This window comes from Streptomyces capoamus (assembly GCF_014654935.1).
In the GTDB taxonomy this organism is placed as follows: domain Bacteria; phylum Actinomycetota; class Actinomycetes; order Streptomycetales; family Streptomycetaceae; genus Streptomyces; species Streptomyces capoamus.
Map to the genome: position 1 here is coordinate 1 of NZ_BNBF01000017.1, position 10,027 is coordinate 10,027.

The 10,027-nt window shown below is 76.2% G+C and carries 10 protein-coding genes; 4 read left to right on the forward strand and 6 right to left on the reverse strand.

Features of this window, described 5'->3' with window-relative positions; all coding sequences use genetic code 11:
- Window positions 1-768: CPBP family intramembrane glutamic endopeptidase (locus IE312_RS24530; RefSeq protein ID WP_189984496.1), on the reverse strand; the 768-nt coding region annotated here is incomplete at its 3' end.
- Window positions 769-934: 166 nt separating this feature from the next.
- Between IE312_RS24530 and IE312_RS24535 the strand changes: the two genes are divergently transcribed.
- From IE312_RS24535 to IE312_RS24545, 3 genes are all read left to right on the forward strand, one after another.
- Window positions 935-3,262, forward strand: coding sequence for a histidine kinase (locus tag IE312_RS24535; RefSeq protein ID WP_189984497.1), 2,328 nt, complete (start codon window positions 935-937; stop codon window positions 3,260-3,262).
- A gap of 8 nt (window positions 3,263-3,270) precedes the next feature.
- A complete protein-coding gene (locus IE312_RS24540; RefSeq protein WP_189984498.1) occupies window positions 3,271-3,930 on the forward strand; it encodes a response regulator in 660 nt (219 codons plus the stop codon).
- A gap of 82 nt (window positions 3,931-4,012) precedes the next feature.
- The gene (locus IE312_RS24545; protein ID WP_189984499.1) at window positions 4,013-4,762 is read left to right on the forward strand and encodes a 3-oxoacyl-ACP reductase family protein; all 750 of its coding nucleotides are present in this window, start codon (window positions 4,013-4,015) and stop codon (window positions 4,760-4,762) included.
- A gap of 21 nt (window positions 4,763-4,783) precedes the next feature.
- Here IE312_RS24545 and IE312_RS24550 read toward each other — a convergent pair whose 3' ends face one another.
- The 5 genes from IE312_RS24550 to IE312_RS24570 form a co-directional block, all read right to left on the reverse strand.
- Window positions 4,784-5,848 carry a YihY/virulence factor BrkB family protein gene (locus IE312_RS24550; protein WP_189984500.1) on the reverse strand — a complete coding sequence of 355 codons (1,065 nt, stop codon included), beginning with the start codon at window positions 5,846-5,848 and terminating at the stop codon, window positions 4,784-4,786.
- Window positions 5,849-5,994: 146 nt separating this feature from the next.
- Window positions 5,995-6,453, reverse strand: coding sequence for a peptidoglycan-binding domain-containing protein (locus IE312_RS24555; protein WP_189984501.1), 459 nt, complete (start codon window positions 6,451-6,453; stop codon window positions 5,995-5,997).
- Window positions 6,454-6,653: 200 nt separating this feature from the next.
- The gene (locus tag IE312_RS24560; protein WP_189984502.1) at window positions 6,654-7,256 is read right to left on the reverse strand and encodes an Rv1733c family protein; all 603 of its coding nucleotides are present in this window, start codon (window positions 7,254-7,256) and stop codon (window positions 6,654-6,656) included.
- 171 nt (window positions 7,257-7,427) lie between these two features.
- Entirely contained in the window at window positions 7,428-8,159 is a 732-nt protein-coding gene (locus IE312_RS24565; protein WP_189984503.1) for a TIGR03943 family putative permease subunit, read from the reverse strand.
- Window positions 8,156-9,190 (reverse strand): permease, encoded by a 1,035-nt coding sequence (locus IE312_RS24570; RefSeq protein ID WP_229900394.1) that lies wholly within the window; start codon window positions 9,188-9,190, stop codon window positions 8,156-8,158. The genes IE312_RS24565 and IE312_RS24570 overlap by 4 nt, the downstream gene beginning before the upstream one ends.
- A 195-nt stretch (window positions 9,191-9,385) precedes the next feature.
- Between IE312_RS24570 and IE312_RS24575 the strand changes: the two genes are divergently transcribed.
- The coding region (locus tag IE312_RS24575) for a serine hydrolase family protein (protein WP_229900395.1) at window positions 9,386-10,027 on the forward strand (642 nt) is incomplete at its 3' end.

Here is a 10,027-nt window from a genome sequence, read left to right on the forward strand (position 1 = left end):
CCCGCCCACCACGGCGGCCGAGGCGCCGAAGGAGAGGAGGTTGTTGACCGTGTGCAGGGCGATGGACGCCTCCAGTCCGCCCGTCCGCCAGGTCAGCCAGCCCGCGGCCGCACCGAACACGACCAGGTCGGCGAAGCCCCACGGGGTGCCCCAGCCGTGGGCGGCGGCGAACAGGACGGCCTGCGGCAACAGGGCGGCCCACGGGGAACGCAGGTACGCCCCGGCCGTCTGCGTGAGCCAGCCGCGGAACACGTACTCCTCGGCGGCGGCCTGCACCGGCACGAGCACCGCCAGCACGGCGAGGGCCCTGCCGAAGGCCGCCCAGCCCACCCACGGGCTCTCCGTCCCGCCGTCCGCGGGCAGCAGGAGCACGGCGCCCATGCTCAGGGCGAGGATCGGCACCGCGGTCAGCACGCACCGCAGCAGCCAGCGCCATCTGAGCCGGCCGGTCACGGAGGAGACGGTGCCGGCCCGGCGCCTGCCGGTCCAGCGCACGGTCAGCGCCAGGACGGGTATCGCCACCGCGATCGAGAGCAGGTCCACGGCGGTGCCCGAGACCGGGCCGAACTCCGGCCAGCCGTCGGCGTCGTCCCGGTACCCCAGGGACGACCCCAGCACCTCACAGGCGAGCATCAGCAGGACCAGGGCGACCATATAGGTCACGGCCACCACCAGCGTCCCCAGCAGGGGGCGCCACCACCGGTAGCGCGGTGAGAGTCGGGCCAGTCGGTGGTACGGCAGTTGCTCGGCGAGCTGCGGCTGTGTCATGCCGTCAGCCTGCCGGACCCACCGCGTGGTGCCATCGGCCCGGGGCAGGAACGGACGCCCTGCCCGAGGGTGGTGGCCTGCCCTCGTCTCTACCCCAGGTGGGAGAGGCTCCTCCCCCTCAGGTCGGGTGCCCGGCACGCGAGCGGCCTCTACGCTCGTCGACGACATGGAGACGATGCGCAACTGGTGCCTGCCGCTGCTGCTGGCGGCCGGGCAGGTCGCCCTGCTGTGGTCCGGTCCGTTCGGCACGCCCGGCGGCCCGGCCCTGCTGTGCGTGGCGGCCGCGGTGGTGCTGGAGACGATCGGGGCGAGCCGGCGCCGGACCGCCCCGGTGCGGGCGCTGGCCTGCACGCTGGGCGCCCTGGCCGTGGGCGGTCCGGCCTGGCCGGACGGCTACCTCGGCCTCGGTCCGCTGGTCGCCCTGTACTCGGTCGCCGTGCGCTGTCCGGTGCCGGTGACGCTACGGGCCGTGGCCGCCGCGGTGGGCGTCGAGTGGGTGCTGGCCGCCGTGCAGGAGCACCGCGGGCCCGCGCTGGTCGCCGAGACGGCGCTCGCGCTCGGCGGCTACCTGCTGTGCGCGGGGCTCGGCGAGGCCCGGCGCCAGTGGCTCGCCGGCCGGCTCACCGCGGCCCGGCGGCTGGCCGGCGCGGAGCACGCCCGCCGGCTGGCGGCCGACCAGGAGCGCCGGCGGCTGGCCCGCGAACTGCACGATGTGAGCGCCCACCACCTCACCTCGGTCGTGGTGACCGTCGACGCCGCGCGCCGGCTCCAGGACGGCAGGCCGGACCTCGCCGCCGAGGCACTGGCGTTCGCGGAGCGCACCGGCGCCGAGACGCTCACCGCGCTGCAACGGCTGGTCGGGCTGCTGCGGGACACCGACAGCCCGGACCACCGGCCGATGAGCGGCCGGATCGAGGAACTGGTCGCGGGCTTCGGCCGGCTGGGCCGCCCGGTCACGGCGCGGGTTCCCGGCGACCTGGCCGGGCCGTCGGCCGAGGCGATCCACGGCATCGTCCGCGAGGCGCTCACCAACGCGCTGCGCCACGCGCCCGGCGCCGCCGCACGGGTCCAGGTCACGCGGGCGGCGGGCCTGCTCAGGCTGACCGTGGAGAACGCGCCGCCGCGCACCGCGCCGCAGGGCACCGGCCGGCTGGGCGGGGGACGCGGCGTGGCCGGGATGCGGGAGCGGGCGGCGGCGGCCGGCGGCGAGCTGACCGCCGGGCCCACCCCGGAGGGCGGCTGGCGGGTGTCCGCGACGCTGCCCGACGGCGCCGAACCGCGGCGGCCGGACGGGCCCGGCCGGCGGCGTGACGTCCTGCGCGAGCAGCGGCTGGCCGATCCGGCGCTCGTGTCCGTGGCGATGATCCTGCCGCTGTCCTTCGTCCTGGCGCTCACCGAGGACTGGTCGGCCGCCGCCCGGCGCGCCACGCTGCCGGCGCTGCTGGTCGTCTGCGGGCTGCTGGTGCTGCACGCGGTGCCCCTGCTGTGGCGCCGGCGTGCTCCGTGGCCCGTCCTCCTCGCCGTGCTCGCGACGGCCTGGGCGGGACCGGCGGCCGTCGCGGCGTGGCATCTGCCGTCCTCCACGGCCCAGTTCCTCCCGGCCGGGGCGCTCGTGGAGACACTGGCCGTGTACGCGGTCGCCGCGTACGGGCGGGGGCCCGGGCGCACCTGGCCGGCGCCGGTCGCGGCGGCGCTCGGCACGGCCGGTGCCATGACGGTGGCGTCCTGGGCCGACCGGTCGGTGGGGGGTGAGCCGACGAGCGCGGGCGGTGCCGTGCTGCTGGCCTTCCTGCTGTCCGTCCTGCTGGCTCCGGTGTTCACCGCCGTGTGGGGCGCCGGCCTGGTCGTACGGCGCCGCCGGCTGCGCGCGCTGGCGTTCGACGAGTTCGCGTTCGCCAGCTCGATGTGGCAGGCGGACCGGGCCGCCGAGGCCGAACGGCGTCGGCTGGCGGCCACGTTGCGCGACGCCGTGCTGGAACACACGCGGGCGCTCGTCGGCGCGGCCCGGCGCGGGGACCTGGCGGAGGGGGCCGGCACGGCCAGGGCGGCGCTGGCCGCGATGCGGGAGATGCTGCACGGTCTGGGCGACGGCGGCGAGACCGGCGCCCGGCTCGCTCCGTCGCCGGCCGTCGGCGATCTGGAGGTGCTGTGCCGTGCGCTGCGCCGCGGCGGCCGTGACGTACGGCTGCGCGGCCTGCCGGAGGCCGGCCGGGACCTGCCGCCGTCGGTGCAGGTCTCGGTGTACCGGATCGTCGAGGCGGCGCTCGGCGCGGGCGACCCGGGTCCGGCGCGGGTGAGCCTGCGCCGGTGGCGCGGCACCCTGCGGATCACGGTGACGGGGGTACGGCTCGCCGTGGCGGGCCCGGTCGCCGAACGCCTGCGGGTGCAGGCCGCCGCGGGCGAGGGGCGGATCGTGTGCGAACCGGCCGGTACGCTACGGGTGGTGTTGCCGGCCGGAGCCGTTCCGGCCCCGGTCCAGGAGGTGTCCCCGTAGCCGTACGCGTGATCGTCGTCGACGACCAGGCCGTGGTCCGGGCGGGGTTCGCCGCCATCGTGGACGCCGAACCCGGTCTGACCGTGGTGGCCGAGGCCGGTGACGGGGCGACGGCGGTGTCGCTCGCCGCCGCCGGGGAGGCCGACGTCGTCCTGATGGACATCCGGATGCCGGGCATGGACGGGCTCACCGCGACCCGGCTGATCACCGCGTCGGACGGCGGTCCGCGGGTGCTGGTGCTCACCACGTTCGACCTGGACGAGTACGTGTACGAGGCGCTGCGCGCGGGGGCGTCCGGGTTCCTGCTGAAGGACGCCGAACCGGAGCAGCTGCTGTCCGCGATCCGGGTGGTCGCCGCCGGCGACGGCATCCTGGCGCCCGCCGTGACCCGCCGGCTCATCGACACCTTCGCCCGGGCGGCCCCGCCCCCGCCCCCGTCCGGCGGGCCCCTGGACCGGCTCACCCAGCGGGAGCGGGAGGTCCTGCTGAAGATCGCCTGTGGACTGACCAACGCGGAGATCGGCGCCGAACTCGGCGTCACCACGGGCACGGTGAAAAGCCATGTGAACGCCCTGCTGTCCAAACTGGGCCTGCGCGACCGGGTCCAGGCCACGATCCTCGCCTACGAGACCGGCCTGATCACCCCGGGCGGTGTCCCGCGGCGCTGACCGCGTACCGGTCCGCCGCGGCCCGGAGGTCGATGTCCGTTCCCCGCCGGTACCCGCCGGGGCCGTCGGCTGGGATGGAGCCATGACGACACACATGGATCTGCGGGGCAGGACGGTACTGGTCACCGGCGGCAGCCGGGGCATCGGCGCGGCGACGGCACGGCGGCTGGCACGGGAGGGCGCGGACGTGGCCCTGACCTATGTGCACGGCAAGGACGCGGCCGACGACGTGGTACGGGACATCGAGGCGCTGGGGCGGCGGGCGGTGGCCCTGCGGGCCGACTCCGGGGACGCGGCGGAGGCGGCGGGCGCGGTACGGCGCGCGGCGGAGGAACTGGGCGGGCTGGACGTGCTGGTGGGCAACGCGGCCGTGGGCGTGCTGGGGCCGCTGGAGAGCCTGTCCCTGACGGACGTCGACCGGCTGCTGGCGGTGAACGTGCGCGGGGTGTTCCTGGCCGCCCGGACGGCGGCCGGACTGATGGGGGCCGGCGGGCGGATCATCACGATCGGCAGCTGCGTCGCGGCGCGGGTGCCGGGCCCCGGGGCCACGCTGTACGCGATGAGCAAGTCGGCCATGGTCGGGCTGACCAAGGCGCTGGCGCGCGAACTGGCCGGGCGGGGCATCACGGCGAACGTCGTGCACCCGGGTCCGACCGACACCGACATGAACCCCGCGGACGGTCCGTACGCGTCGGGCCAGGCCGCCATGACGGCGCTGGGCCGCTACGGCACGGCCGACGAGGTGGCGTCCATGGTGGCGTTCCTCGCGGGCCCCCGGGCGGCGTACGTGACGGGCGCGGAGTTCTCGGTGGACGGCGGGTACGCGGCGTGACGCGGGAGGGGGGCGTCGCCGTCAGGACTCGTCCAGGCGGCGTACGTCCTCCTCGCTCCACTTCCGGGTGTCGCGGGGCTGGGTGTAGGGCTCGGCCCGGGGCGGATGGCCACCGGCGATGGCCCGCTGCCGCATGGTCTCCGCGTCGAACTCCAGGCCCAGCAGGATGGCCAGGTTGGTGATCCACAGCCACACCAGGAAGACGATGACGCCGGCCATGGTGCCGTACGTCTTGTTGTACGAGCCGAAGTTCGCGACGTAGAACGCGAAGCCGGCGGAGGCGGCCAACCAGATCAGCAGGGCGAGGAAGCTGCCGGGGGTGATCCAGGCGAAGCCCTTGACCCTCGCGTTCGGGGCGGCCCAGTAGAGGATGGCGATCATCACGGTGACGAGCAGGACCAGCACCGGCCACTTGGCGATCGCCCAGACGGTCAGCGCCGTGTCGCCGACGCCCAGCGCCTGCCCGGCACGGCGGGCCAGGGTACCGGTGAAGACCACGATGAGCGCGCCGGCCGCGGTGAGGACCATCAGCAGGACGGTCACGCCGACGCGCACCGGGAGGATCTTCCACACCGGGCGGCCCTCGGGCATGTCGTAGACGGCGTTGGCGGCACGGATGAACGCGGCCACGTAGCCGGAGGCCGACCACACGGCGAGCACGATGCCGGCCAGGGCCACGACCGAGCCGGCCCCGGCGCCGTCGCGCAGCTGCTGCACGGCCCGGGTGAGGATGTCCCGGGCGGGGCCGGGCGCGAGGCCGTTCAGGTCGGCCAGGACGCGGTCGGTGAGCGATCTGCCGCCGACGGCCAGCAGGGAGACCAGCACCAGCAGGGCGGGGAACAGGGACAGCACGGCGTAGTAGGTGAGTGCCGCGGCCCGGTCGGTCAGCTCGTCGTCCGCGAACTCGCGCAGGGCGCCCCTGAAGGCCGCGGCCCACGCGCGGCGGGGCAGCTTCGCGGGGGTCCGCGGTGCCCGCCACTCGACCTCCGGGGCGGGGCCGGCCTCGTCCGGCGCCGGGATCCGCGGTGCCGGGGCCTCGTCGGCGGCCTGCCGGGGGTGCCGCCGGGGTACGTGCAGCTTCGCCATACCGGCCGGGTAACCCGGCCGGGCGCTCCCACGCCCTCCGCAGGCGGTTCGTTCCCCGCGTGCTGCCCCCGTGCCGGGCGGTCCGCCCGGAGCCTCTGCCCGGCAGTGGGGCGGAGGGGATCCGGACGGACCGGCGGTGGCGTGCCTCAGTGGGCGTCGGCGAACCGCTTGAACGCGGCCTTGGTGCCGGAGCCGGCGATGCCGTCGATGCGGCCGCGGTAGCCGTAGCCGTCCTTCAGCAGCCGCTGGAGCGCCTTGACCGTGCCCTTGCCGACGACGCCGTCGATCGGGCCGGTGTAGCCCCAGTACTTCTTCAGGCAGCGCTGGAACGCCTTCCAGCTCTCGGTGCCGAGCTTGCCGTCGACGGAGCCCCGGTACTTCCAGTACGTCTTCAGCCAGCGCTGCACCTTCTTCGCCTGGGCGGCGCTCAGGCCGAGGTTGTTCACCGCCTGCGGGGTGACGGCCTCGCCGGCCGCCGCCGGCCGCGCTGCCGCGGGTGCGGCGGGTGCGGCGACGCTGGTGCCCGCCGCTGCCAGGCTGCCCGCGGCCAGCGCCGCGGTCGTGGTGGCGGCGAGCAGGGTCCTGGTGAGGATGTTCGTTCGCATGTGTTTCCCCCTGGTTCGACGAGTGCCTCACGGCACGCCACAGAAGGTACGTGCCGGGATCGGGCCCGTCGCCATCCCGGGAGTTGACTTCTGGCTCCACCGGCCGCGGTAGCGCCGGGCCGGTGTACAACCTCCGCGGTAGGTCCAGGAAGCGCACCGCGCCGGTGCTCAGCGGTCCAGGGGGCGCACCGCGCCGGTGCTCAGCCCCTGCCGCCGCTGAGGTTCCCCCACCGGGGTCCGATCTGCTTCCACTCCTCGTCCCACTCGGCCATGCGCCGCCGGATGAGCCGGCCGCGGACCAGCCGGCCGGCGCCCCAGACCAGCGCCCCGACCGCCGGGGCGACGAGTGCGCCGGTGAGCGCCGACTGCAGGTCGGCCGACGCCCCGGTGACGGGGGCGGGCACGACCCGGTCCGCCCGGTTGGTCCACACGGTGATCCGGGTCCCGGCGGGGGCGCCCGGGAACACCTTCGCCCGGTCGGTGTGCGCCGAGCCGTTCGCGTCCGTCCAGCGCACCGCGGCCCACACCCGCCCGTCGTCGTATCCGCTGCCGGCGGCCGGGGTGCGCGCCGCGTCGTCGGCGAGGACGGCGGACACGGGGTGCACCTGGGACAGCCGTGCCGCGAACGACGACTCGGAGGTCCGGCCCGCCACCACGCCCGCGAGGACCCCGGCGAGCAGGGCCAGCAGCCAGCCGGCGAGGACGATCCAGGCCTCGACGACGTCGCTGTGCCGCTTGAGCGGGTTGCGCCGCCACCGCCACAGCCGCACCGGGGTGACCGTCGTGGGAGGTGTCCGTGTCATCGTCACCGCCTCCTCTCGCGCACGGGCGGTCCGCGACCGGGACGGCCCCCGCGGTGTGCCGGACCCGGTGTACCGAGCGGGGGTCATGACACCATCCTGCACCTCCGCGCGCCCGTCGTCCGCCGGGAGCGGGGGCTTCTTCCCGGCACCGGGCGGGAAGGGTGGCCGGTGCTAGGAGGGCGTGAGCGGCAGGTCGTCGGTGTAGGCGTTGACCGGCTGGGCGACGGGGGTGGCCTCCCGGACGTCGAGCGCCGCCTGGGCGGTCCCGGTGCCGAGGGTGCCGTGCGGGTGCCAGGTGCCGGTCACCGCGAGCCAGGTGTCGGCGGGCGGCGCCTCGGTGCCGTACATGCGGACCTTGACCGTCTGCGAGTCCGCCGCGCAGCAGGTGAAGATGATGCGGGTCAGGTACCAGCCGCCGTCCTCACCGGCCGGGGTGACGAACCCGGTCAGCCGGACGGTGCGGCTCCCGACGGCCCGGCTGCGGTCCTGCTGCACCCGCCTGGTGAAGTCGGTGAGGGTCAGCGGCAGCGGCGACGCCGCGGGCAGCGGGGCGAACCCCTTCTTCTGCGCGGCGACGGGCTTGCTGCTCGCGCGGGCCGCGGTGTAGGCGCCGAGCGCGGGCGGGGCGTACAGCAGCAGGCTGAGCGCGGGCAGGAACAGCAACCAGGCGACGCGCGGGGTGCCGGTGTGGTCGTGGCCGTGCTCGTGACCGGGGTCCCCGGAGAGCCGGTGCCGGACGGCCGCTTGCGCCAGGGCGAGCAGCAGCAGGACGGCCCCGGACGCGATGAGCGGCGGGCGCAGTCCGGCCTTGACGTAGCGCAGGTAGAGGTCGGTGAACAGGGCCGCGTGCAGCAGGCCGGCACCGGTCAGTGCCAGGAGGAGGGTCTGGACGGGGCGTCTCACAGCAGCGCGCCTCCGGTCAGGACGCTCGCGGCGATCGCCACGACGGTGGTCGCCGCGGAGAACCGCCAGGCGAAGGCGCGGCCGAAGGTGCCCGCCTGGAGGGCGATCAGTTTCAGGTCGACCATGGGGCCGACGACCAGGAAGGCGAGCCGGGCGGTCGGTGAGAAGCCGGTGAGGGAGGCCGCGACGAACGCGTCCGCCTCCGAGCAGACGGCGAGCAGCACGGCCAGGGCGGCCAGGAAGAGCACCGAGAGCCAGGCCGAGCCGGTGAAGGCGTCCAGGACGGAGCGGGGCACGGTGACGTTGAAGGTGGCGGCGGCCATGGCGCCGAGCACGAGGAAGCCGCCGGCGTGCAGGAAGTCGTGCTGGAAGCCGAGCCGGAACTCGGTCCAGCGGCTGTGGCCGTGCCGGTGGCCGGTGTGCCCGGGGCGCAGCAGGGGGCGCAGCCACTCCTCTTTGCCGAGCCAGAGCCACAGCCAGCCCATCACGGCCGCCGTGGCGAGAGAGGCGAGCAGCCGGGCGACGACCATCGCGGGGTCGCCGGGGAAGGCGACGGCGGTGGCCGTGAGCACCACGGGGTTGATCGCCGGCGCGGAGAGCAGGAAGGCGAAGGCCGCGGCCGGGGTGACGCCCCGGCGGATCAGGCTGCCGGCGACCGGGACGGAGGCGCACTCGCAGCCCGGCAGGACGGCGCCGGCCACCCCGGCGACCGGTACGGCGAGGACCGCCCGCTCGGGCAGCACCCGGGTGAACAGGTCGGCCGGCACGAACGCGTTGATGGCGCCGGACAGGGCGGTGCCGAGGAGCAGGAACGGGAGCGCCTGGACGGTGATGGCCAGGCAGACGGTGCGCCAGGCCTGGACGGCCGGGTGGTGCAGCCACGGGGCGGCGGCCGGCAGGAGCACGGCCGTGGCGGCGGCCGTGGCGGCCGTGAGCGCGAGGGCGGCGCCGAGCGTCCGGGGCCGGACACGGCGCACGGCCCGACCGAGGGGGACGGCCGCCACACCAACCGGTTCATCCGCTTTGTTCATGGTCACTCCGGATGTCGGTGTCCGGGCGACGATAAGCGAGGGGGGCCGCCCGGTCGCGCGTACACGCCGCCCCGTCCACGAGCCGGTCCCCCGATGCGCCGCATCGGTGGCACTTCTCACAATCCGGGGCGAATCGGGGGTGAAGGTGACGGGTGCCACGTCGCCGGGCGCGCGCGCTGGCTACGTTCGTGACCCATGTCCTCCCTCCCTTCGCGCACCGCGCGGACCATGGCCGGGGCCCTGGCGGCCTCGACGGCGGCCCTGGTCTGCGCCGGCCTCCTGCACCCGGTCCCGGCCGCCGCCGCCACCGCCCCGTCCGGGCAGCCGCCGGCGCACGCCACGGCGGCCGTGCTCGACCTGGACGGCGCCGGCGGCACCCCCGTGCTGCACGGCGAGGACCGGGCGTACGACACCGCCAGCATCGTCAAGGTCGACATCCTCGCGGCGCTGCTGCTGCGGGCGCAGGACGCGGGACGGCAGCTCACCTCCTGGGAGAGGGGGCGCGCCGAGCCGATGATCCGGCGCAGCGACAACGCGGCGGCCGACGCCCTGTGGCGGCGGATCGGCCGGGCACCCGGGCTGGCGGCGGCGAACGAGCGCCTGGGACTGACGTCCACGACGGGCGGCCCGGGCGGCAAGTGGGGCCTGACGCGGACCACCGCGAGCGACCAGATACGGCTGCTGCGGGCGGTGTTCGGCACCCAGGGCACGGTGCGTGCGGGCTCCGGCGGGCTCGACGCGCGGTCGCGCGCCTACGTCCGCGACCTGATGAGCCGGGTCGCCCCCGAGCAGGGCTGGGGCGTCTCCGCGGCCGGCACCGGGACCTCCGGGCGGGCC

What these genes read in the sequence shown, in the direction of transcription:
- IE312_RS24535 (WP_189984497.1), top strand. Translation starts at nt 935, where the DNA reads ATGGAGACGATGCGCAACTGGTGCCTGCCGCTGCTGCTGGCGGCCGGG.
- IE312_RS24545 (WP_189984499.1), top strand. Translation starts at nt 4,013, where the DNA reads ATGACGACACACATGGATCTGCGGGGCAGGACGGTACTGGTCACCGGC.
- IE312_RS24550 (WP_189984500.1), bottom strand. Translation starts at nt 5,848, where the DNA reads ATGGCGAAGCTGCACGTACCCCGGCGGCACCCCCGGCAGGCCGCCGAC.
- IE312_RS24555 (WP_189984501.1), bottom strand. Translation starts at nt 6,453, where the DNA reads ATGCGAACGAACATCCTCACCAGGACCCTGCTCGCCGCCACCACGACC.
- IE312_RS24560 (WP_189984502.1), bottom strand. Translation starts at nt 7,256, where the DNA reads ATGACACGGACACCTCCCACGACGGTCACCCCGGTGCGGCTGTGGCGG.
- IE312_RS24570 (WP_229900394.1), bottom strand. Translation starts at nt 9,190, where the DNA reads ATGAACAAAGCGGATGAACCGGTTGGTGTGGCGGCCGTCCCCCTCGGT.